Source organism: Croceibacterium selenioxidans (genome assembly GCF_018599195.1).
Lineage (GTDB): Bacteria > Pseudomonadota > Alphaproteobacteria > Sphingomonadales > Sphingomonadaceae > Croceibacterium_A > Croceibacterium_A selenioxidans.
Genome location: NZ_JAHFVK010000001.1, coordinates 1,456,263 through 1,478,942 on the forward strand (window position 1 = coordinate 1,456,263; position 22,680 = coordinate 1,478,942).

General features: G+C 62.7%; 23 protein-coding genes and 1 tRNA gene. 5 read left to right on the forward strand and 19 right to left on the reverse strand.

The window, feature by feature from the left end; genetic code table 11:
- The first annotated feature begins 73 nt into the window (after window positions 1-73).
- Window positions 74-709 (forward strand): prolyl hydroxylase family protein, encoded by a 636-nt coding sequence (locus tag KK137_RS07080; RefSeq protein WP_214535448.1) that lies wholly within the window; start codon window positions 74-76, stop codon window positions 707-709.
- On the forward strand, window positions 703-1,128 hold the full coding sequence (locus tag KK137_RS07085; RefSeq protein ID WP_214535449.1) for a GFA family protein: 426 nt from the start codon (window positions 703-705) through the stop codon (window positions 1,126-1,128). The genes KK137_RS07080 and KK137_RS07085 overlap by 7 nt, the downstream gene beginning before the upstream one ends.
- An 87-nt stretch (window positions 1,129-1,215) precedes the next feature.
- Here the strand turns inward: KK137_RS07085 and rpmE are convergent, their stop codons facing one another.
- The 15 genes from rpmE to KK137_RS07160 form a co-directional block, all read right to left on the reverse strand.
- Window positions 1,216-1,443, reverse strand: coding sequence for a 50S ribosomal protein L31 (gene rpmE, locus KK137_RS07090; protein WP_214535450.1), 228 nt, complete (start codon window positions 1,441-1,443; stop codon window positions 1,216-1,218).
- A 97-nt stretch (window positions 1,444-1,540) separates the two neighbouring features.
- Window positions 1,541-2,020, reverse strand: a complete 480-nt coding sequence (gene fabZ / locus KK137_RS07095) for a 3-hydroxyacyl-ACP dehydratase FabZ (protein ID WP_214535451.1) — start codon at window positions 2,018-2,020, stop codon at window positions 1,541-1,543.
- 21 nt (window positions 2,021-2,041) lie between these two features.
- Window positions 2,042-2,719, reverse strand: a complete 678-nt coding sequence (locus tag KK137_RS07100; protein ID WP_214535452.1) for an OmpH family outer membrane protein — start codon at window positions 2,717-2,719, stop codon at window positions 2,042-2,044.
- On the reverse strand, window positions 2,719-5,475 hold the full coding sequence (gene bamA / locus KK137_RS07105) for an outer membrane protein assembly factor BamA (RefSeq protein ID WP_214535453.1): 2,757 nt from the start codon (window positions 5,473-5,475) through the stop codon (window positions 2,719-2,721). The genes KK137_RS07100 and bamA overlap by 1 nt, the downstream gene beginning before the upstream one ends.
- 202 nt (window positions 5,476-5,677) lie before the next feature.
- A complete protein-coding gene (rseP, locus tag KK137_RS07110) occupies window positions 5,678-6,793 on the reverse strand; it encodes an RIP metalloprotease RseP (RefSeq protein WP_338027999.1) in 1,116 nt (371 codons plus the stop codon).
- On the reverse strand, window positions 6,786-7,946 hold the full coding sequence (locus tag KK137_RS07115) for a 1-deoxy-D-xylulose-5-phosphate reductoisomerase (protein WP_214535454.1): 1,161 nt from the start codon (window positions 7,944-7,946) through the stop codon (window positions 6,786-6,788). Before KK137_RS07115 ends, rseP begins: the two co-directional genes overlap by 8 nt.
- Window positions 7,947-7,957: 11 nt before the next feature.
- Window positions 7,958-8,716: a phosphatidate cytidylyltransferase gene (locus KK137_RS07120; RefSeq protein ID WP_214535455.1), complete on the reverse strand. Its 759-nt coding sequence runs from the start codon at window positions 8,714-8,716 to the stop codon at window positions 7,958-7,960.
- Window positions 8,703-9,344, reverse strand: coding sequence for a polyprenyl diphosphate synthase (gene uppS / locus KK137_RS07125; RefSeq protein WP_214536054.1), 642 nt, complete (start codon window positions 9,342-9,344; stop codon window positions 8,703-8,705). Before uppS ends, KK137_RS07120 begins: the two co-directional genes overlap by 14 nt.
- A 116-nt stretch (window positions 9,345-9,460) precedes the next feature.
- Window positions 9,461-10,018 carry a ribosome recycling factor gene (frr, locus tag KK137_RS07130; protein ID WP_214535456.1) on the reverse strand — a complete coding sequence of 186 codons (558 nt, stop codon included), beginning with the start codon at window positions 10,016-10,018 and terminating at the stop codon, window positions 9,461-9,463.
- Window position 10,019: 1 nt separating this feature from the next.
- On the reverse strand, window positions 10,020-10,742 hold the full coding sequence (pyrH, locus tag KK137_RS07135; protein WP_214535457.1) for a UMP kinase: 723 nt from the start codon (window positions 10,740-10,742) through the stop codon (window positions 10,020-10,022).
- A 227-nt stretch (window positions 10,743-10,969) separates the two neighbouring features.
- Window positions 10,970-11,893, reverse strand: a complete 924-nt coding sequence (gene tsf, locus KK137_RS07140; protein WP_214535458.1) for a translation elongation factor Ts — start codon at window positions 11,891-11,893, stop codon at window positions 10,970-10,972.
- 81 nt (window positions 11,894-11,974) lie between these two features.
- A complete protein-coding gene (rpsB, locus tag KK137_RS07145; protein ID WP_214535459.1) occupies window positions 11,975-12,766 on the reverse strand; it encodes a 30S ribosomal protein S2 in 792 nt (263 codons plus the stop codon).
- A gap of 484 nt (window positions 12,767-13,250) precedes the next feature.
- Window positions 13,251-14,075, reverse strand: coding sequence for a CDP-alcohol phosphatidyltransferase family protein (locus tag KK137_RS07150; protein ID WP_214536055.1), 825 nt, complete (start codon window positions 14,073-14,075; stop codon window positions 13,251-13,253).
- 50 nt (window positions 14,076-14,125) lie between these two features.
- On the reverse strand, window positions 14,126-14,878 hold the full coding sequence (locus tag KK137_RS07155; protein ID WP_214535460.1) for a phosphatidylserine decarboxylase: 753 nt from the start codon (window positions 14,876-14,878) through the stop codon (window positions 14,126-14,128).
- Between the two features lie 112 nt (window positions 14,879-14,990).
- Window positions 14,991-15,076: transfer RNA gene (locus tag KK137_RS07160), tRNA-Tyr, on the reverse strand.
- 126 nt (window positions 15,077-15,202) lie between these two features.
- Here KK137_RS07160 and rlmB point away from each other — a divergent pair.
- Both rlmB and KK137_RS07170 read left to right on the forward strand, forming a co-directional pair.
- Window positions 15,203-15,991: a 23S rRNA (guanosine(2251)-2'-O)-methyltransferase RlmB gene (gene rlmB / locus KK137_RS07165; protein WP_214535461.1), complete on the forward strand. Its 789-nt coding sequence runs from the start codon at window positions 15,203-15,205 to the stop codon at window positions 15,989-15,991.
- A 48-nt stretch (window positions 15,992-16,039) separates the two neighbouring features.
- A complete protein-coding gene (locus tag KK137_RS07170) occupies window positions 16,040-16,930 on the forward strand; it encodes a hypothetical protein (RefSeq protein WP_250893611.1) in 891 nt (296 codons plus the stop codon).
- A gap of 83 nt (window positions 16,931-17,013) precedes the next feature.
- On the opposite strand, the gene KK137_RS07175 is transcribed toward KK137_RS07170, so the two are convergent.
- On the reverse strand, window positions 17,014-17,286 hold the full coding sequence (locus KK137_RS07175; protein WP_055920184.1) for an HU family DNA-binding protein: 273 nt from the start codon (window positions 17,284-17,286) through the stop codon (window positions 17,014-17,016).
- A gap of 247 nt (window positions 17,287-17,533) precedes the next feature.
- A complete protein-coding gene (gene lon, locus KK137_RS07180; protein ID WP_214535462.1) occupies window positions 17,534-19,930 on the reverse strand; it encodes an endopeptidase La in 2,397 nt (798 codons plus the stop codon).
- A gap of 281 nt (window positions 19,931-20,211) precedes the next feature.
- Here lon and KK137_RS07185 point away from each other — a divergent pair, with 281 nt between their 5' ends.
- Window positions 20,212-21,270 (forward strand): hypothetical protein, encoded by a 1,059-nt coding sequence (locus tag KK137_RS07185; RefSeq protein WP_214535463.1) that lies wholly within the window; start codon window positions 20,212-20,214, stop codon window positions 21,268-21,270.
- A gap of 30 nt (window positions 21,271-21,300) precedes the next feature.
- Here KK137_RS07185 and KK137_RS07190 read toward each other — a convergent pair whose 3' ends face one another.
- A complete protein-coding gene (locus KK137_RS07190; protein ID WP_214535464.1) occupies window positions 21,301-21,525 on the reverse strand; it encodes a CDGSH iron-sulfur domain-containing protein in 225 nt (74 codons plus the stop codon).
- A 78-nt stretch (window positions 21,526-21,603) separates the two neighbouring features.
- Window positions 21,604-22,653, reverse strand: a complete 1,050-nt coding sequence (locus tag KK137_RS07195; RefSeq protein ID WP_214535465.1) for an aromatic ring-hydroxylating dioxygenase subunit alpha — start codon at window positions 22,651-22,653, stop codon at window positions 21,604-21,606.
- Between the last annotated feature and the right edge of the window lie 27 nt (window positions 22,654-22,680).

Genomic DNA, 22,680 nt, shown 5'->3' on the forward strand with positions numbered 1-22,680 from the left:
GCAAAGTGAAAACTTCGTTTGGGGAAGACGAACGCAACTTTATTACCTCAAGCTCCCCGGCTATCTCGAGCTCATGGCGAATCCTGGAGAGACAACTGGCGATCACCTGTCTGCCTGGCCCGGGCTGCGACGCGTTCCGACTCCGAGGGCAGAGGTGTACGACTTACCCGACTTCCTCCCGCCGAAACTATGCGCACGCCTGATCGCCCTGATCGACAAGGATCGGCGACCTTCGACCATCGCCGACCCCAACGGCGACCACTACTTCCGCACTAGCGAGACTTGCGACCTCAGCCCCGAGGAGCCGGCCGTACAGGAACTTGAGGCGCTGCTCTTCGCCCTGAACGGAATCGATGCCGCCTATGGGGAGCCGGTACAGGGCCAGCGCTACGAAATCGGCCAAGAGTTCAAGAACCACACGGACTATTTCGAGCCTTCGGGCCAGGACTTCGAGAAGTATTGTTCGGTCTCAGGCCAGCGAACCTGGACTTTCATGATCTATCTCAACGACGTCGAGGCAGGTGGTGCGACGCGCTTCAAGGTGATCGACAAGATCTTCCGGCCGCAGGAAGGCAAGCTGCTATGCTGGAATAACCATCGCCCCGACGGCAGCCTCAACCCAGCGACACTCCATCATGGCATGAAGGTACGCAAGGGCGTGAAGTACGTGATTACCAAGTGGTATCGTGAAAGGCCCTGGGGATGGTGAGCGAGGCTGGGGTTGAACGATCGGGATCGTGCCACTGCGGGGCGGTTAGGTTCACCGTCCGGGTGGAGGAGCCGCTCCGTGGCGCTCGCTGTGATTGCTCGATTTGTTCGATCAAAGGCGCGGTGACGGTAGGGACCCCGCTCGAAGGCTTGCGGATCGTCGAGGGTGAAGACCGGCTCAGCTGCTACCAGTTCAACACGAAAGTCGCGAAGCACTACTTCTGCTCGAACTGCGGTACCTACACCTTCCATCAACGCCGATCCGACCCGGATACCTACGGCGTCAACGTGGCTTGCCTCGGCCTCAATCCGTACCATGACTTTCCGAACGTCGCAGTGGTCGATGGTCGACATCATGTGCGCGACACCGGCAAGGCCAGGCTCGCCGGCCGGCTGAAGTTCGAACCTTCGGAAGACTAGATCTTCCCCCTGAAACAAGCTTGGGGACGAACGAAAAAGGGCGGCCCAGTGGACCGCCCTTCGCTTGTCTCGAATTCGAGGCTTTGCTCAGCTCTTCTTGAGGGTGAGCCCGCCGAAGCGCTTGTTGAACTGCGCAACGCGGCCGCCCTGGTCGACCTGGCGCTGACCGCCGGTCCATGCCGGATGGCTGGTCGGGTCGATGTCGAGGTGCAGCGTGTCGCCTTCTTTGCCCCAGGTGGAGCGCGTTTCGAACACGGTGCCGTCGGTCATCTGCACCTTGATCATGTGGTAATCGGGATGGGTATCGGCCTTCATCGCATTAGTCCTTCGCGCGTTTGACCGGTTCCGACCGGCCCTGCAATATCGGGAAAGGCGCGCCCTTACAGATGGGCGCGAGTAATTGCAACCTGGCTCAGGCCGCGCTGGGCGGATCTGCGACCATCGCAGTGAATTGCACCTCGCAAGTCACCTTGCCCTCGACGCTGGCCTTGCCCCAGAACTTGCACACGCGGGCCCGTTTCTGGACGAAACCGACATTGAGATCGAGCAAGCAGCCCGGCTCCACAGGGGCGCGGAACTTCGCTTCCTCGATGGCCATGAAATAGACCAGCTTGCCCGAACCGGCGAGCTGAAGCGTTTCGATGGCCAGGATCGCCGCCGCCTGGGCCAGCGCTTCGATTTGCAGCACGCCCGGCATGATCGGCCGGCCAGGAAAGTGGCCCTGGAAGAACTGCTCGTTGAAGCTGACCGCCTTTACCGCGTGAATCTCCTCGTCGATCTTCAGGCGCTTGACCCGATCGACGAGGAGTAGCGGATAGCGGTGCGGCAGGGCGTTGAGGATTTGCGCGATGTCGTAAGCGCGCTCATCCACGGCCGTACTTGCCTCTGTCATGCCCTGCCCCCGGACGCCCGCTTAGCGACCCTGCGGCTGCGCGGCTTGCGGCTGAGCGGCTTGCTGCTGCTGAGCCTGCTGGGCCATCGCCGCCTGAACCAGGACCTGCTGCACTTCCTGGTACAGAGAAACCGTCTGCTGCTGCGGGCGCCAGCCCGCCGGCACGGTGGTCGACACCGTCGGGACAAGCGTATTCAACGCCGTCGCGATCTCGTCGGTCACATCCGCCGCCTGACTGGCGTAAACGGCCTGACCGGGCGAGAGGATCAGCTGCAGGCTATGCTGCGTGACGACCTGCTGAACCGCTGGGCCGAACTGCTGCGCCACTTGCTCAAGAGCATAGACACGCGCCTGCGTGATCGGCGCCTGAGCCTGATTGATCTGCTGATCGAGGCCTTCAATCTGGCTCCGGGCGGCGGCGTTGTTTTGGGCCGCGGTCGCTTCCGCTTCGTTCAGCTGGCCATCGTTGTTGGTATCGAACTGCTTCAGGGCAGTCTGGCGTTGCACCTGGAGCTGCTCAAGCTGGGTGCGCTGTGCCTGGTAGGTTGTGCCGATCTGCCCGAAAGCAGTCTGCAGGGCCTGCGAGGCGGCGATGGCGATCGCCGGTTCAGCCACGGCGATGCCGTTGACCTGCGCGGAAGCTGGGCTTGCTACGACGGCCAGAGCAAACGCGGCAGTCGCAAAAAGGTGGTTCTTCATCAGAATTGGGTCCCTACGTTGAAGGAGAAACGCTTGGTGTCGTCGCCTTCCTGTTTGAGGATCGGATAGGCGAAGTCGATACGGAAAGGTCCGAAGGGCGAATTCCAGTTTACGCCGATACCAACCGAAAGGCGAGGCATCGCGGAATTGCCCAGGAACTGCTCGACGAACGGCGGCAACGTCGTGCCGATCGCGGTGTTGGCGTTGTTCGTCAGACAGGCAGGCGGATTGGGGTTGGTCGGGCTTGTCACGATCGACGTGGAGGTCGGCACGCAAACGCCACTTGTGTTGGGAGCGGCCGCGTTAATCTGCGTGTAGAGCGCGTCACCGTCGGCATTGCGCGAAGGCAGGAAGATGCCGTTGGGGTACGGGCTGATAGTCAGCTCTGGCGCGGTAACTCCGAAGACCGACCCAATGTCGGCGAAGATCGACGGACGAATACCCATCTCACGAGCACCCGAGCCGAGCGGAATCTCGAGCTCCGCACGGCCGAGATAGTAGGCATGCCCACCCAGAGAGTCATCCTGGGTGGTGTCATCGTCGATCGGCAGGAGAACCGGGTTGTTGGGATCGGAGGTATCGTAAAAGCGACGGACCACGCGCGGACCGATGCCGCGAATGTCGAAACCGCGAATATCGGGCTCACCGAGGAAGAACCGGTCGGTCAGCTGGACATTGTCGGTGTCCGGGCCCTTGTCCTTCAACCCGTGAATGTAGCCAACCTCGGCTCCGAGCGAAAAGATGAAGCCCGGACGAAGCTGCCAGAACCGCTTCGCCTCCGCGCGTCCGCGAACGTAATAGGTATCACCTCCGAGACCGGCGAGGTCCACGCTGGCAATGGCCCGCTGGCCCCGTGTCGGGCGCGCGCCGTTGTCCAGCGTGTTCTGGATGACGGACAGACCGAGAATCGAACTGGTGCGCTTGCCGATGGCGTCGCAAAGGTAACGGCCTGCCAGCAGAGGTTCGCAGGTCCGCACGCCATCGCCGTCAAGGTCGGCGTAATAGATGTTCTCGTCGATCGTGACGTCTTCAATATTGAAGGTGTAGCGCGCGAGTGCCGAAACCGTCTCGGTCAACGGAATACCCAGACGCCCCTGAAAACCGGTGGTCGAGGAGTCGTAGGTTGCCGTGGAATCCTTGTAGTAGCCGTTGTTGTAGTCACGCCGGTAGATATCGGCGCCGGCCGAGATGTTCTTGTCGAACACGTAAGGCTCGGTGAAGCTGACGTTGAACGCTTGTGAATAGCGCGAGTAGTTGAGCTGCAGCCCTACGGTCTGCCCGCGGCCACGGAAGTTGTTCTGGCGGATCGAGCCCTGGAACACGAAGCTCTCGAGGCTGGAGAAGCCCGCCGACAGTGAGAGTTCACCAGTCGCCTGTTCCTGGACATTGGCTTCGAGAACGATCCGGTCGGGCGCGCTGCCGTCGACCTGTTCGATCTCAAAGTTCTCCTGAAAGTAACCGAGCGAGTTGATGCGCGCGGTCGAACGCTTGACGCTTAGCGAGTTGAACGCATCGCCTTCGGCCAAGCGGAACTCGCGGCGGATGACCTTGTCCTGCGTCAGCGTGTTGCCGTTGATGTCGACCCGCTCGACATACACGCGGGGCGCTTCGTTGATGACGAACTTGAGGTCCATCGTCAGGTTTTCGCGATTGCGCACGTACTGGGGGCGCACTTCGGCGAAGGCGTAACCGAAAGTGCCAGCGGTCTCAGTGATGTTCTCGATGGTATCTTCGACCAGCTTGGCGTCGTACCAGTCGCCGGTCTTCATCGGCAGCGCTTTGGTCATGACCGCGCTGTCGAAATCGCGCAGCTGGCTTTCCACCTCGACGTTGCCGAACTTGTAGCGTTCGCCCTCTTCCACCACGAACGTGATGATGAAGTCTTTCTTGTCCGGCGTCAGCTCGGCAACCGCGGAAACGATGCGGAAGTCGACATACCCGTTCTTGAGATAGAACGCGCGAAGCTGCTGCTGATCGAACGCGAGCCTGTCGGGATCGTAGCTGGTGGTCGAGCTGAAGATCTTCGTCAGGCCGGCCACCTTGGTCACCATCTCGCCCTGAAGTTCGCCGTCGCTGAACTTCTCGTTGCCGATGATGTTGATCTGGCGGACCTTTGACTTGGGCCCTTCGTTGATCTCGAAAATCACGTCGACGCGATTTTGGTCGAGCTGAACCATCTGCGGCTCGACAGTCGCCGCGAAGCGGCCCTGCCGCTTGTAGAGTTCGATGATGCGCGCGACGTCCGCACGGACTTTGGAACGGGTGAATATCTGCCGCGGGGCGAGCTTGATCTCCGGAAGGATCTTCTCGTCCTTGAGACGCTTGTTACCCTCCAGCACGACCCGGTTGATCACCGGGCTTTCGACGACCGTGATAACGACGTTGCCGGTATTGGGGTCGAAGTCGATATTGAAGTCCGAAAACAGTTCGGTCGCGGCAAGGTCCTTGAGCGCCTGGTCGGCCAGCGCGGCGGTGTAGTTCTGCCCGACCCGCATCTGGATGTAGGACACGATCGTCGCAGGCTCGAGCCGCTGGGCACCGGCAACGGCGATCGACCGGATCACGCCGCCTTCAGGTTGTGCCGGCGTTTGGGCCGGCGCCGGGGTCGGAGCAGCGGACGCATCGGGCTGAGCCGGCGGGGCAGGCGACTGAGCCTGTTGAGCCAACGCCGCAACCGGCACTCCCGCCAGGACAGTGCACCCAAGGAGGGCCACAACGAAATGCGAGGCGCCGATCGACTTTGCCTTACCGCTCATGTCCCCATCCATTCTAACGCGCCACGTCCCATTTGTTGCTGCAGTGACTTCATCCCGGCGAAGTCGACAGGTCTCGCAAAAGCGCGAGGTGCGGCCTTGCCCCAAGTGAGGCAGGCGTTCAAGCAAACTTGCCGGGATTTACGCTGCAGTGCCTTCCTTATCCCCGCCCCGCTGCCGCGAGGTGGAGCCACTCACCTTTCGCCTAGCCGCCGAACAACGACAGCGACGCGACATCATTGATGGTAACGAACAGCATCAAGGCCAGCACGAAGGCTATACCGGTGCGGAACGCCCATTCCTGACTGCGCGGACTGGCCGGTTTCCGGCGGACCGCTTCGGCCGCGTAGAAAGCCAGATGCCCACCGTCTAGGGCCGGAATTGGCAGCAGGTTAATGAATGCCAAGTTAATCGAGACCATGGCCGCGAACCACACATATTCGCGCCATCCCAAGCTCAGTTGCTCGCCCGAAAACTTAGCAATCTTGATGGGGCCGCCGAGCTCCGTGATGGGCCGGCGCCCTGTCACGATTTGCTGGATTCCGGTCACCATCATGCTGACTATGTCGCCCGTCTGCCGGACCGACAGCGCGACAGCTTCGGCTGGACCGACGGGAACCAGACGCCCCGAACCAGACCCTATGCCGACTTGCCCGGTCAGGAACTCGTTGCCGAAGCGATCTCGCTGCTTCACCGCAGCAATTTCGAACTCGTATGTCAGCCGCTCCCCGCCCCGCTCGACTTCGAAAACGATGTCGTCTCCCGGATAGGCCGCGACCATGGCCGGAACCTCGTTGAAGCCTTCGATAGGCTTGCCGTTCACCGCCAGAATGCGATCGCCGACCTTGATCCCTGCCTTCGCGGCCGCACCATCGTCCACCAGCATTGCGACGACTGGAGGGATCTCGAGGCGACCATAGGCAAGATTAAAGCTGGCGAGTATCGCGATCGCCACCAGGAGGTTGGTAACCGGCCCAGCGGCCACAATCAGCGCGCGCTGCCAAAGCGGTTTGGCCTGAAAGGTCTTGGCCCGCTCTTCCTCGGGCAACGCCAACCATTCTTCGCTCGGTTGGCCTGCCGGATTCATGTCGCCAGCGAACTGCACGTAACCCCCGAGCGGGAGCGCCGAGAGCTTCCAGCGCGTACCGCGCTTGTCGGTGAAGCCTGCCAGTTCCTTGCCGAAGCCGACGGAGAAGCTCTCGGCCTTTACGCCGAACCAGCGGCCAACCAGGTAGTGACCGAGCTCATGCACCGTCACCAGCGGCCCCAGCACTAGCAGGAAGCCGACAATCCACATCCACCAGGGAACGCTATCAAGCAACTCGGGTAGTCTCCAGCATTTCGGCGGCCCGCACCCTCGCCACGGCGTCGACGGCAAGAACGTCGTCGAGGCACTGCGGTGCGGGTGGCAGGTCACTGTCGAGAGTTTGCGCCACCAATGCCGAAATATCGGTGAACGCTATCTGACCGGCGAGAAATGCCGCCACGGCGACTTCGTTCGCTGCGCTCAGCACGGCGGGGGCCGCCCCGCCGGCCTGCGCAGCCTCCCGCGCGAGCCTGGTCGCCGGAAAGCGCTCCTCGTCTGGCGCAAAGAAGCTCAGCGTGCCGAGCCCGACCAGGTCCAGCGGTGCGCACGGCGTGTCCATGCGCGCCGGCCAGGCAAGGCATGAGGCGATCGGTACTCGCATGTCCGAAGGACCGAGTTGCGCCAGGGTCGATCCGTCGCGGTATTCGACCATCGAATGAATCACGCTTTGCGGGTGCACCAGGATGCGAATCTTCTCCAGCCCCACCGGAAACAGGCGGTGCGCCTCGATGTATTCGAGGCCCTTGTTCATCATTGTCGCGGAATCGATCGTGATCTTCGCGCCCATATTCCAGTTCGGGTGCTTGAGCGCCTGGGCGGGGGTTGCCGTACGCAATTGGTCCCAGGTCCATTCGCGGAAAGGCCCGCCACTCGCGGTAAGCGTAATCGAGCGAACATCTTCGATGCGGCCCGCTTGCAGGCATTGGAAGATCGCGTTGTGCTCGCTGTCGGTGGGCAGGAGAGTGGCTCCGAACCGGGCCACCGCGGCGGTCATCACGTCACCGGCCGAAACCAGCGCCTCCTTGTTGGCCAGGGCGACGACCCCGCCCTGCTCGATCGCCGTCATGGTTGGGGCCAGTCCCGCCGCGCCGACGATGGCCGACACGGTAAGGTCGGAGGCACGGCCAGCGGCCTCGCAAAGCGCCTGCCCGCCGCCCGCGGCCTCGATCCCCGTTCCGGCAAGGCCTTCCCGCAATTCAGCCAAGCGGCTCTCGTCCGCGATAACCGCGATCTCGGGCCGGAACTCCCGAGCCAGCCGAACGAGTTCACTGGCCTGGGAATGGGCGGTGAGCGCCACAACGCGCCATTCCGCCCGGTTGCGCCGGATCAGGTCGAGCGTTGAGGCCCCGATCGAGCCGGTCGCGCCAAGTATCGTGATCGCGCGCATCGCTACCCGGCCTAAACAACCATCTGCGTGGCTATGAACCCGGCCACGATCGCCACCGGGACCAGACCGTCGATCCGATCGAATACGCCGCCATGACCGGGGATCAGGCGTGAACTATCCTTCACGCCCGCGCGCCGCTTCAGCCAGCTCTCGAAGAAGTCTCCGGCTTGGGCCACGACTGCGAGCCCCACCCCGACCAGCACCGCCCCCAGGAGATTTTGCAGCGACATGTTGAGCCCCAGTTCGAACCTGGGTCCCAGCCAGTCGTCGAGCGGCGCATCGATCGCCAGAACCCAGGCGAATACCCAGCCCGCCGACGCTATCATCCCGCCGGCCAGGCCAGCCCAGGTTTTTGACGGACTGATCGAAGGGGCGATCTTCGGCCCGCCGATCGCACGGCCGGCAAAATAGGCGCCGGTATCCGTGGCGATCGTCACGCCGATGACCAGAACCAGCAGGAAGGTCCCGGCTCCCGTCATGATCGAAGCCGCGCAACCGAAATAGAACGCACCGGCAATCACCGCAGGGAAACGGACCACAAAGCGAGGCGTCGCCTTGAAGACCAGCAGCATGAACTCGATGAAGCCAATCAAGGCCACCAGATAAATGAACGTATCGAGCGCCGCGCCGCCAAGCCACAATGCCAGGACCAACACCGCCAGCATCATTCCCGCCGAAGCCAGTCTGAGCGGCAAATCCGCCGTCCGCACGTTCAGCGGCACGGGATCAAAATCACCCGATGATTGAGACGCAGGCCTATCGTCCGCCATATCGCCGCTCCCTGCCGGCAAAATTCGCCAGCGCCTCTTCTAAATGCGCGAGAGTGAAATCCGGCCACAAGACGTCGGTAAACCACATTTCGGCATACGCCGCCTGCCAGAGCAGGAAGTTCGACAGCCGCACCTCGCCTGAGGTGCGGATCAGCAAGTCGAGCGGGGGCAAGTCAGCCGTGTCGAGGTTGGCCGCAATGGTCTCGGGCGTCACCGCCCCTTCGGCCGCGGCCTTGCCGGCAGCACGGGCGATCTCTTGCTGCGAACCATAATTGAGCGCGACCGCCAAGGTCCTGCTTCCACCCGAAGTCCGGGCAAGCGCGTCCTCGAGCATTTCGACAATATCCGGTGCCATGGCCTTGTAATCGCCAAGGATTTTCAACTTGACGTCGTTTGCAATGAACTCTGGCAAGTCGCTGCGGATGAACTTGCGCATCAAACCCATGAGATCGGAGATCTCCTCATCCGGCCGCTTCCAGTTCTCGGATGAGAAGGCGTAAAGCGTCAGGCAGTCGATGCCCAACGGCCCGATCGCGCGCACAAGCCGGCGCACGGCCTCTACGCCGCGCTGATGCCCAAGGGCGCGAGGCAGGTGGCGCCGCTTCGCCCATCGGCCGTTGCCGTCCATGATGATCGCCACGTGGCGCGCACCGTACGATTTTCCGCCTTTTTGCACCGAACCTTGTGTCTCGAGCGAGGCCGAACCGCCCTCGCCCGGCGCAATTGAAGACGGGGGAGAAACGTTCACGGCTGCAGGATTTCCTTTTCCTTATGCGCCGCGGCAGCGTCCACCTCGGCCACGAAACGGTCGGTCAGCTTCTGGACTTCCTCTTCCATCCGCTTGCGGTCGTCTTCCGAGATGTCTTTCTTTTTCTCATCTTCCTTGAGCGCTTCCATGCCGTCACGACGGACGTTGCGAATGGCGATCTTTGCCCCTTCGGCATACTTGCCAGCCAACTTGGCCAGTTCTTTGCGACGCTCTTCGGTCAGGTCCGGCAACGGCAGTCGCAGGGTCTGGCCGTCGATCATCGGGTTGAGGCCAAGATTGGCGTGGGCAATGCCTTTCTCCACCGGTGTCACGTTCGACCGATCCCACACCTGCACGCTCAGCATGCGCGGCTCTGGTGCGGATACAGTGGCGACCTGGTTCAACGGCATCATCGAACCGTAGACCTCGACCATCACAGGGTCGAGCAGGGCCACGTTGGCACGCCCCGTGCGCAAGCCCGTAAGGTCGCTCTTAAGGCTCTCGACCGCGCCGACCATGCGGCGCTCGATATCGGCCTTGTCATACTTCGGCATCTCAGGCTTCCTTTTGCACTATCGTCTGTACACCTTCGCCCGACAGCACGCGCGCGAGATTACCCTTTTCGCGGATCGAGAAGACCACGATCGGGATATCGTTATCGCGGCAAAGCGCCACTGCGGAGGCATCCATGACCTTGAGGTTATCTGCGAGGACTCTGTCATAACTGACTGTTTCAAAACGCGTAGCATTCGAATTCTTCTTGGGATCGTCGTCGTAGACGCCGTCCACGCTGGTGCCCTTGAGCAGGGCATCGCATTTCATCTCAGCCGCTCGCAAGGCCGCCCCGCTGTCAGTGGTGAAATAGGGACTGCCGACCCCCGCGGCAAAGATCACGATGCGTCCCTTCTCCAAATGACGCTCGGCCCGGCGGCGGATCACAGGTTCGCACACCTGATCCATCTGAACCGCTGACTGGACCCGCGTATGGACGCCCAGTTGCTCGAGCGCGTTCTGCATCGCCAGAGCGTTCATCACCGTAGCCAGCATTCCCATGTAGTCGGCCTGCGCCCGGTCCATTCCCTGCGCCGCGCCGGCCATGCCGCGGAAGATGTTGCCGCCACCAATGACGAGGCAGATTTCAAGCCCGCTGTCCTTGGCCGCCTTCACCTCACGCGCGAGTTCGCTGACGATCGTCGGATCGATCCCAAACTGCTGCCCGCCCATAAGCACTTCGCCCGACAACTTGAGCAGGACGCGCTTGACGCTGGGCATTGTCATGGGGCGGGGTTCTCTCCGGAAGGTTGGGATTTGCCGCCCTTATAGAGCGCGGCGAAGCGGTGCCAAGGGGCGAAGGGGCTTACCTGGAGAAGCAGTTTGCACCGAGTCCCGATGGCGCTTGGACCCGGGCGCGAACAAAATCTGTCGGCTGGCATCCAGAGGCACGAAAAAGGCCGCCGAACCGAAGTCCGGCGGCCTCTCGAAAAGCCTAAAGCAGGCGAAAGGGATCAGCCGGCAACAGCCGCGGCGACTTCCGCCGCGAAGTCGGTGACTTCCTTCTCGATGCCTTCGCCGAGCTGGAAGCGGACATAGTCCTTCAGCACGATCGGCGTACCGGCGGCCTTGCCAGCCTGTGCGACGACGTCGGAAATGGCGGTCTTGTTGTCCATCACGAAGACCTGGCTCAGCAGGGCATTTTCCTTCGCGTATTTCTTCACCGCGCCGTCGACCATCTTGGCCTGCACGTCGGCCGGCTTGCCCGTCTCGGCAGCCTTTTCGGCGGCAATCTTGCGCTCGCGCTCGATCACCTCGGCGTCGAGACCGTCAGCATCGAGGGCCTGCGGGAACGCGGCCGCGATGTGCATCGCCAGCTGTTTGCCAAGCGCTTCGAGAGTGGCGGCATCAGCCTCGCTCTCCAGCGCGACGAGCACGCCGATCTTGCCGAGGTTCGGCGCCTGTGCGTTGTGCATGTAAGGCACGACAACGCCCTTGCTCACCGAGACGCTCTTAATGCGGCGCAGCTGCTGGTTTTCGCCGATAGTGGCGACGTTGTTGGTGAGCTTCTCGCCCACGGTGCCGCCGCCCGGATAGGCCGCGTCCTTGAGTGCTTCGACTTCATCGGAGGCCAGCGACAGAGCCGCTTCCGTAGCGCTGCGCACGAAATCCTGGAATTGGTCGTTCTTGGCAACAAAGTCGGTTTCCGAGTTAACCTCGACCGCGACACCTTTGGTGCCGCTCACGGCAACGCCAACCAGACCTTCGGCCGCGGTGCGGCTCGACTTCTTGGCGGCGGCAGCGAGGCCCTTGGCGCGCAGTGCGTCGACCGCGGCTTCGAAATCGCCCCCGGTTTCGTCCAGCGCCTTCTTGCAGTCCATCATCCCGGCGCCGGTGCGCTCACGGAGATTCTTCACGTCTGCGGCGGTGTAAGCCATTGTACGTTCCTCTTGAAATATCCCGGGCGCCGGACCGCTCAACGTGATCCGGCGCCCTGCAATACGAATGTGACGGGCGGTTTACGCCTGGACGTCAGCAGCTTCGTCGGCGGCCGGAGCTTCGGCCGCCACAGTCTCTTCCGGCGGGGTGTCGAGCGCGCCGACGTCGGCACCCGAATCGACTACGCCTTCGTTACGCCCAGTGGTGGCCGCCTGGGCCACGGCATCGCAGTAGAGACGCACGGCACGGCTAGCGTCGTCGTTGCCCGGAACCGGGAACGCGATGCCGTTCGGGTCGACGTTGGTGTCGAGGATCGCCACGACCGGAATACCCAGCACGTTGGCTTCCTTGATCGCCAGCTCTTCCTTGTTGGCGTCGATCACGAACATCACGTCCGGGATGCCACCCATGTCGCGGATGCCGCCGAGCGAAAGCTCGAGCTTGTCACGTTCGCGGGTGAGCTGAAGGACTTCCTTCTTGGTCAGGCCAGTGGTGTCGCCCGAGAGCTGCTCTTCGAGCGACTTGAGGCGCTTGATCGAACCCGAGATGGTCTTCCAGTTGGTCAGCATGCCGCCGAGCCAGCGATGATTGACGAAGTGCTGGCCACAAGCGCGCGCAGCCTGGGCGATCGGCTCCTGAGCCTGGCGCTTGGTACCGACGAACAGCACCTTGCCGCCCGAACGGACAGTCGCGGCGATGAAGTCGAGCGAGCGCGCAAACAGCGGCACGGTCTGCGACAGATCGAGGATGTGAACGCCGTTGCGCGAGCCGAAGATGTACGGCTTCATCCGCGGGTTCCAGCGGTGGGTCTGGTGGCCGAAGTGAGCGCCGGCCTCGATCAATTGCTGCATGGAGACGGTGGGAACCGCCATAAGTCATTCCTTTCCGGTTAGGCCTCTGGGAAACTGGAACCCGGCGGAGATCCCGCCTGCGGCACCGGTATGTGCGTTTCCCATGTGGATTTGCCGAATCGCCGCGCCCCGAATGGAACGCTAACAGTTCGACGGGCGGGCCCTTAGATGAGGATGAGGGGGAAATCCACCCCCAATCCGATCCGTATCGGAACAGACCAAGAACTTCCTTGACTTGAGAACAAATAACGAACATATGCACTTCAAGCGGAACCCGTCACCAGGTTTCGCAGTTATCAGGCGGCGGCGCCCCGGGGATTTCGGGTGGGTGCGGACCGCAATGGAAAGGTTGATCCGATGGTCGCAGTCGCCTTCTCGATCCTGTTTGGCATCATCGCCGTGAGTGCAATGGCCGCGATTCGGAATTCAATCGTCACCGGCGTCCGTCGGGGGCATGTCATCCGGAACGAACTGGAACGGCAATGGGGCGTCGATTTCGCGCCCGTTACTCGACCCTTGAGGCTGCCCCATTTGCAGCGGGGACCAAAGCTGCAGCACGCTGCGATTTGATTCTGGCGTACCGCAAGATGCTGTAAGGCATGAGCGCAAGGTAGAGGACGCAAACACCGGCGAGCGTCCACCAGGGTTCGGTCAGCAAGGCGGCGAAGACCAAGCCCGCAAACGCAATCGCGCCAAGCCGGATACTCCTTCGCGGTCGGATCAAACCCCAGCTCAGTGTCGCCAGGTTGGAGATCATCAGGATCGCAATCGCCGCCACCCAAACCGCGACTACGGCGGGCTCACGGAAGATGGACTCGCCACTGGCCAGCCAGAGGAACATAGGCAGGAAGGCGAGACCGGCCCCCACTGGCGCAGGTACGCCCGTCAGGAACCCAACTGATTTGTGCGGTTGATGCTCCACGTCGATCTGCGCATTGAAACGGGCCAGCCGAAGCGTGCAGCAAATGGCGAACGCGAGCGCCGCGAACCAGCCAAAGCGCGGCAAATCGTGCAACGACCACAGGAACAGCACGATGGCCGGGGCCGTTCCGAAACTCAGCGAATCGGCAAGGCTGTCCAACTCCGCGCCGAAACGCGACTGAGCCTTGAGCAGACGAGCGATCCGGCCGTCGATCCCGTCGAGCATCCCTGCCAGGATGATCGCCAGAACCGCCTTTTCGAAATTCCCGTCGATGGCAAACCTGATCCCCGTCAGGCCCGAACAAAGCGCCGCCGCGGTGATCGCGTTCGGCAGCACGGCCCGAAGAGTCAGTCCTTTGACGCCCTTTGACGGCGTGACCACCTCGTCCTCGCTGGCCCTGGGGCCCACCCACCCGGAGGCGAGATCAGGCTCGTTGTCGTCGTCCAGGTCGGACGGCGTCACTGGCTGACACCCTCTATCAGTTGCTGTGCCCCGATCTGGGCGAGCACGGTCTCCCCGGCGATGACCTTCTGGCCCAGTAGAACTTTCGAATCCGTACCCTGCGGCAGATAAACGTCTACGCGGCTGCCGAATCGAATCAGGCCGACCCGCTGGCCCGCAGCGACTATGTCACCCGGCTTGACGAACGGTACGATCCGGCGCGCCACCAGCCCAGCGATCTGGGTAAAGCCGATCGCCCGCCCGTCAGGCCGCTCGATCAGGATGTGCTGCCGCTCGTTGTCTTCGGACGCCTTGTCGAGATCGGCGTTCATGAACTTTCCGGGGATATAGGCCACCCGGCGTATCGTTCCGCCGACGGGCGCTCGATTGATGTGAACGTCGAAGACCGACATGAAGATGGAAACCCGGGTAACCGGATCGGGCCCAAGCCCGGGGTTACCCGTTGAGTCGGGCCCCTGCAGTTCCGGCGGCGGAGCGACCTGCACGATCAGCGACACCAGCCCATCGGCCGGTGCGAGTACCAGATCCTCACCTTGCGGGACCACGCGTTCGGGGTCGCGGAAGAAGGCAAAAACACCGGCGGACAAGGCGAGCAGTGGCCAGCCGAGAATCTCCCAATCGAGCAGGAGCAGCACCACCAGCGCGATGCCGACCGCGATCAGGCCGAACTTGCGTCCTTCCGGATGGATGGTGGGCCAGGACCATTCGGCTTCGCCGCGTCCCCGGTTGTCTCTTAATTCTCCGGCCATTCGAGCCATCTAAGGCCTTGCGGAGTGCGCCACAACCCGGCGCGTCAGCTTATCCGGGCAGCAATTGCAAAGTACGCGCCCGGATCGGGCTGAGTCTCTGCTGAGGGCCGGCTGGTGGACAGGGCTGGATTCGAACCAGCGTACGCTTTCACGGGCAGATTTACAGTCTGCTGCCTTTAACCACTCGGCCACCTGTCCACCGATTGCCGGAAGGCGGGAAATCCCGCATCGTTTGGCCCACTTGGTGGGGCCGCCCGGCCGAGTGCGGGGGTCCATGGCGAAGCGACGCTTGCCTGTCAATGGTGCCGCTGGCAGGGGGACTGAATGAGCAAACGAGACGGCAAGAAAAACCTGCGCGGACGGGCGGGACGGATGCAAGGCGGACGCGGCTCGGGCCGCGCCTCGCAGGGCCAGGTGCGACTTTGGGGCAGACATGCCGTGGAGGCCGCGCTCAAGAATCCGGCAAGACGGCACCGCAAGCTGTGGGCGACACGCGAGGGAATCGCCTCGCTCGACGGCGAATTGCCGGCTGATTTTCCAGTAGAATATGCCGACGGCGCCGACCTCGCCCGGCTGGTTGCACGCGATGCGCCGCACCAAGGCCTGGTTCTTGAGTGCGAGCCGCTCGAGGACGTCCACCTGTCCGAAATCCTCGACGAGGATCCCGACGGCCTGTTGCTGGTCTTGGACCAGGTCACCGACCCGCACAACGTGGGCGCGATTCTGCGCTCCGCCGCCGCGTTCGGTGCGGCAGCCATAGTCACCCAGGATCGTCATGCCCCGCCCGAGGGCGGTGTCGTGGGCAAGTCAGCTTCGGGCGCCCTTGAAGTCGTGCCGTGGGTGCGAGTGGTCAATCTCGCGCGCGCGCTCGAGGAGATGGCCGAAGCCGGATACTGGCGGATCGGCCTGGCCGGAGAGGCCCAGGCCACGCTCGGCGAAGCCTTGCCAACCGGCAAAGTCGCACTCGTCCTGGGAGCCGAAGGCGAAGGCATGCGGCACAATATCACCGCGCACTGCGATGCCCTGGCGCGCTTGCCGATCAGCGATGCTATGGAAAGCCTCAATGTCTCCAACGCAGCGGCGATCGCGCTCTATGCGGTGGCGACGCGATAGAGGGAGTACTCACGGGGTTACGGGGCGCGCCTACAGGGGGATCACAAAATGGAATTTATGCGACGTTGGCGCGTGGCCACGGCAAGTGTTGTGGCTGCCGTTGCAACGCTGGCCCTGAGCGCCTGCATCATCACGCCCGGTACTTTCGATGCGACCCTGGACTTGCGCAGGGACGGCGAGTTCACCTTCACCTACAATGGGCAAATCTACCTTCTCGCCCTCGCCCAGCTCGCCGATGCGGCCAACAAGGCGGAGACGGGCAACGAGGAGTTCGTCGCGTCCACTTGCTATAACGACGACGATTTCGAGGAGCGGCCCTGCACTGACGAGGAAATAGCCGAGCAGCGCCAGGTCTGGGAAAGCCAGGCCGAAAGCCGCGCCGCTGCCGCCAAGCGTGATTCGGAAATGATGAGCGCCCTTCTCGGCGGCATCGACCCGACGGATCCGGAAGCTGCAGAAGAACTCGCCGAACGTCTGCGCCGACAGGAAGGCTGGAAAAGGGTCGACTATCGGGGTGACGGGCTATTCGAGGTGGAGTTCTCCATCACCAGCCGCATGAGCCACGACTTCAATTTCCCGACCTTCGAACGCCTGCCGATGTCGAACAGCTTCGTCCTCGCCAACTTGCGCCAAGGCAACCAGCTGCGGATCGAAGCGCCCGGATTCTCAACCCAGGGTAACGGTAATCCGCTGCAGAGCATGATGACCGGCATGGCGGGTCTCGCCAGCGCCTACAGCACCACTGGCGCGGCCGAGGAAACCGGGCTGGAGAACATGCCCGAAATGCAGGGTACCTTCCGCATCGTGACCGATGGCAAGATCCTGGCCAACAACACCGACGAAGGCCCGCAGGCTGGAACGACGGGCCAGGTACTCGAGTGGAAAGTGAACCGGAGGACGCAGTCTCCGCCGATGGCGTTGATCCAGCTCGGCAATTGAACGGCCAAAAAGAAAGGGCCGCCGGGCGGATGCCTGGCGGCCCTTCTTCGCGCCCCTTCTGCTCAGGGGCGAACCTCAAAGTCTCAGTTGACCGAATCCTTGAGGCCCTTGCCGGCCTTGAACTTCGGCTGCGTCGACGCCTTGATCGTCATCGGCTCACCCGTCCGCGGATTGCGACCGGTGGAAGCCTTGCGCTTCGCGACCGAGAATGTGCCGAAACCAACCAGGCGCACCTCATCTCCCTTGGAGAGCGCTCCCGTGATTGTGTCGAACACACCTTCCACCGCCTTGGTCGCGTCGCTCCGCGACAGACCGCTGGCATCGGCGACTGCACCGATTAGCTCGTTTTTGTTCATTCCGGAAAACCCCCCTCCAGTTTCTCAGGTTCGAAGTTATGAATCGCGCCGGGCGAAGCGGGGAATTGAGCGAGTTTTCGGACAACTGGCAAGGGCAAAGCCGCGCGCGGCGCGGAATTGAGCCAAATTTCGCAACATTTCGAATGAAACCGCCGTTCGTGCCAATGATGGCACACAAAACGGCTCAATCCCGCCTATTCCGAAGGCCGAGTCGCTGCGATGCAGCAGACTCGGCCCGGACAATTCCTCAGTGCGCGACGCCCGTTAAGGCTGGGCCGGGACCATGCGGATTCGGCTGGCTGGCAAGGTCGTCCGCTTCCGTCCATTCGATCGGTTCCGGCAAGTCCGTGAGGGCATGACGCAGCACCTCGTCAACGTGCGCAACCGGAACGATTTCGAGACCTTCCTTCACGTTCGCCGGAATCTCAGCCAGGTCCTTTTCGTTTTCCACCGGGATGAGGACCTTCTTGATGCCACCGCGCAAGGCCGCGAGCAGCTTTTCCTTTAGGCCGCCAATGGGCAGGACCCGCCCGCGCAAGGTCACTTCGCCGGTCATCGCTACGTCGGGACGCACCGGGACGCCGGTCAAGGTCGAGACGATCGAGGTGACCATGCCGACGCCCGCGCTCGGACCATCCTTGGGCACCGCCCCTTCGGGCAAGTGGATGTGGATATTCTTGCGCTGGAAGATCGACGGCTTGATGCCGTAGGCCGGCGCCCGCGCCTTCACGAAGCTGAAGGCCGCCGCGACGCTCTCGGTCATCACTTCGCCAAGCTTGCCGGTAGTGCGTATCTCGCCCTTGCCCGGAGTGGTGACGCTCTCGATCGTGAGCAATTCGCCACCCACTTCCGTCCAGGCGAGGCCCGTGACGGCGCCCACCTGGGCCTCTTCGTCGGACATGCCGTGGCGGAACTTCCGCACACCGGCAAAGTCGCCCAGGTTTTCCGGCGTGATGACTACGCCTGTGACCTTTTTCTCGAGGATCTGCCGCAGGCTCTTGCGGGCCAGGCGCGCAATCTCACGCTCGAGCGTGCGCACGCCGGCTTCGCGGGTGTAGTAGCGGATCAAATCGCGCAGGCCGTCCTCGGTCAGCTCGAATTCGCCCTTCTTGAGCCCGTGAGCTTCGACCTGCTTGGCGATCAGGTGCCTCTGGGCGATTTCGACCTTCTCGTCCTCGGTGTAACCTTCGAGCCGGATGATCTCCATGCGGTCGAGCAAGGGCTGCGGCAAGTTGAGCGAGTTCGCGGTGCACACGAACATCACGTCGGAAAGGTCGATGTCGAGTTCCAGGTAATGGTCCTGGAACTTGGCGTTCTGTTCCGGATCGAGCACTTCGAGCAGCGCCGAGGCCGGATCGCCGCGGAAGTCCTGGCCAAGCTTGTCGATCTCGTCGAGCAGGAACAGCGGATTGCTCGCCCCAGCGCGACGGAGGTTGGTGACGATCTTGCCCGGCAGCGATCCGATGTAAGTCCGGCGGTGGCCGCGGATTTCCGCCTCGTCACGCACGCCACCCAGCGACTGGCGCACGAACTCGCGCCCGGTCGCCTTGGCGATTGACTTGCCCAGACTGGTCTTGCCCACGCCCGGAGGGCCGACGAGGCACAGGATCGGACCCTTCAGCTTGTTGGTACGCGCCTGCACGGCCAGGTACTCGACGATCCGGTCTTTCACCTTGTCGAGCGCGTAGTGGTCCTCGTCGAGAATCTCCTGCGCCTTGGCGATGTCCTTCTTCAGGCGGCTTTTCTTGCCCCAGGGCAAGCCGAGCAACACATCGAGATAGTTACGAACGACCGTCGCCTCGGCGCTCATTGGCTGCATGGTCTTCAGCTTCTTGAGCTCCGCCGTGGCCTTGGCCTTGGCGTCCTTCGAAAGCTTGAGAGTTTCGATCTTGGTCTGGAGTTCGGCGATCTCGTCGCCGCCCTCGTCATCGCCGCCACCCAGCTCGGACTGGATCGCCTTGAGCTGCTCGTTGAGATAGTACTCCCGCTGGGTCTTCTCCATCTGCCGCTTCACGCGACCGCGGATCTTGCGTTCGACCTGCTGGACGGAAAGTTCGCCTTCCATCACCGAATAGACCATCTCGAGCCGCTTGAGCGGGTCGGTCTCGGCCAGCAGCGCCTGTTTGGAGGCAACCTTGGCCGAGATCGCGCCGGCGATAGCGTCGGCCAAACGGCCCGCATCGTCGATACCGCCGAGGTCTTCTTCGATATCTTCGGGCAGTTTCTTGTTGTGCTTGGCGTAGTCGGTGAACTGCTCGATCGCCGAGCGCATCATCGCCGCAACCTGATTGCCGGCCACCGAGTCTTCGTCGATCGCCTCGGTCAGGGCGGAGACGAAGCCTTCCACCTCATCCATCGCCACGAGACGCGCCCGGGAATGACCTTCGACCAGGACCCTGACGGTGCCGTCAGGCAGTTTGAGCAGTTGGAGGACCTGCGCGACCACGCCGATGTCGTAGACGTCGCTGCGTTCCGGAGCGTCGCAGCTCGGATCGAGCTGGGCGACGAGAAAGATGTCCTTGTCGCCTTCCATCGCCGCCTCGAGCGCCGCCACCGACTTCTCGCGTCCCACGAACAGCGGAACGACCATGCCGGGAAAGACGACAATGTCGCGGAGGGGGAGGAGAGGGTACGAAATAGTCATGAAATATCGTGTCCGTCCGTCTTAACGCGCGCTAGCAAAAGTGGGGCCGCGCCGAGGTTTGGAACTGAATATGGGTACCACGTCCGCCGCTCGCAACGCCAAGAATGGATTCGTTGTGGAAGGAGCGCGCAAGGGGTGACGGGGTGACACCCCGGCCGGCCTGGATCGCCTTGGCAAGCCGAGACCTCGTCCTGAGATCTCTCTTCTCGCGGCAACCCATTGCCGACGCTCGCAAAAGGGGTCAGGATAGCGCCAAACAACAGAACACACGGGGGACTGAGATGGAGAGGAAGGCCCTTCGCACCTTGGCGCTGCTGGCGGCGCTGGCGGCGTCCACGCAGCTTGGCGCACAGGAAGCGGTGGGCGTACCTCCACCTTCCCCTTCCGGATGGAGCGCGGCCAGAACCGAGTGGGGCGATCCCGATTTGCGCGGCACCTACCCCCTCGACCAGGTCGGGCGCACGCCGATGCAGCGCCGCCCCGAATACGGCAACCGTCTGCTGATGACCGACGAGGAATACCGCAAGGCTGTGGATGCCGCCGCCGATGTCGAAGCGGGTGCCGATCGCGAGGATGCCAACAACCAGCTCGGTGCAGGTAACTGGTTTGAATACGGCACCGCGCTGCGGCAGACCGCGTTGATCGTCGAGCCGGCCGACACCGGCCGCATTCCGGCACTGACCGGCGAAGGCAAGCGCCTCCAAACTAGGATGCGCAGTAGCTGGAATGGTGAAGTGTTCGAGAAACTGGGCGACTTCAACTCGCTCGACCGCTGCATCACCCGGGGGATGCCGGCGACGATGCTGCCCTTCCCCTACAACAACGGCGTGCGGATCTTTCAGTCGCCCGGTTGGGTCGTGATCAACCACGAGATGATCCACGAACAGCGCTTCATCCCGCTGGACGGGCGGCCGCAGCCCCATGAGGATGTGAAGTCCTGGCTCGGCAGTTCGCGCGGTCATTTCGAAGGCGATACGCTGGTGGTCGAGACGACCAATTTCAACGGCCTCTCGCCAATGGTCATCGTCGGCCCGAGCAATGGGACCTCGGGCATTCCCACGAGCACCTCGATGAAGATCGTCGAGCATTTCACCCCGGGCCCCAACGGTCTTTACTACGAAGCCTGGGTCGAAGACCCGGTGGTGCTCACCGGGCCCTTCAAGATCGGCTACCCATGGACGCGCAACAACGCTTACGAGCCTTTCGAATATGCCTGCCATGAAGGCAACACGTTGGTCTGGGCCAATATCCGCTCGACCAGCCCCCGCTATGCTAATTGGCGCGCGGAGAACGAGCGCAAGCTGGCGGAAGCCGGAGTCACGGACAACGGGGGAAGCTAAGTCCGCCCGCGCCACTATCGAGGAGGATGATTACCCCTCGACCGAGACCGCCGCCTCGGCCGCCTGGAACCCGATCTTGCTGTGCTGCCCATCGCAGAACGGCTTGGTCGTCGACCCGCCGCAGCGGCACAGGAACACGCGGCTCTTGCCCGAAAGGTCGTAGAGATTGCCATCCCCATCGCGCAGCTCGAGCTGGCTGAGATCGCCGGTCACGAGATAGGGGCCATCCTTGCGCGTGACGATTTCGAGAGCCATCGCATCCTCCTGTTGGGTGGGAACGAACCCTCAACGCGCGGAGGCGACGCTATTTCCCCGCTTGCGACAGGACCGCGATCAAGCCGCGATACCGACCCGCTCCCGCTCCTCCCGTGAGAGCTTCTCGATCAGCCGATTGAACAGGGTGACCCCCTTATCGTGCGCGGTAGGCATGATCTGCGCGCCCGGCGAGCGATCGATCACCCGTTGCTGCGCTTCGATCATGACTTTGTCTTCGGCAAAAGCCTTGCCGGCGATACCCATCAGGATGTCGCGCACCGCTTCATCGCCATGGTCGCGATGCGGCCCCCAAGAGAAGAAGTAGCGCGAGGTCTTGGCGGTCAAGGGAGTGACGGCCTGGCTGGTGAAGGTCGTCCCACTGACGGCATGCGACAAATCCGGCGTGCCGTAGCCGCACTCCGCCGCAGTCCCGAGGGGAAAGACGCCCCCCGTCATCAGCAGCACGCCCGGGATCAGGAAGTCATAGACCATGTAGCTATCCATCGGCGTCGCACTCTTGCGCGAGGATGAGCCGAGCGAGTTCTCGATCCACCGCTGATAGCGGATGCCCCGCTCGACCGGCTCGATCTTGGCCTGTGTCGAGGCAAACTCCTCCCCCGCACCAAAGCTCTCGGCGTGAACGTATGTCAGGTGGCTGAAGTCGAGCAGGTTGTCGTTGATCAGCCTGGCTTCTGCTTCGTAATCGAGCTGGCCATGGCCGAGGATGAAATCGGGGTGATCGAGCCCGACGGCCGGTGGTATCAGGGTTTCGTCCGCGGCCTCGGCCGCGCCCATCCATATCCAGACCCAACTGTGCCGCTCGACAATCGGATAGCTACGTACCGCGGCACGCGGGGGAATCTGCTGCTGACCGGGGATCTCGACGACCTTCCCTTCGGGCGCATAGAGAAGCCCGTGGTACATGCAACGCAGCCGGTCCCCCTCGCAGCGCCCGAGCGACAGCGGTGCCAACCGATGGACGCAGCGATCCTCCAGCGCGGCAAGACGGCCACTCTCGCCACGGTAGATCACGATAGGTTCGCCGAGAATGGTGATCGCGAACGGCTTCATGCCTTCGATCTCACTGGACCAGGCCGCGACATACCAGGCGTTACGGACGTAATTCATCGCCAACTCCCTTGGCTCTCCGAAGCG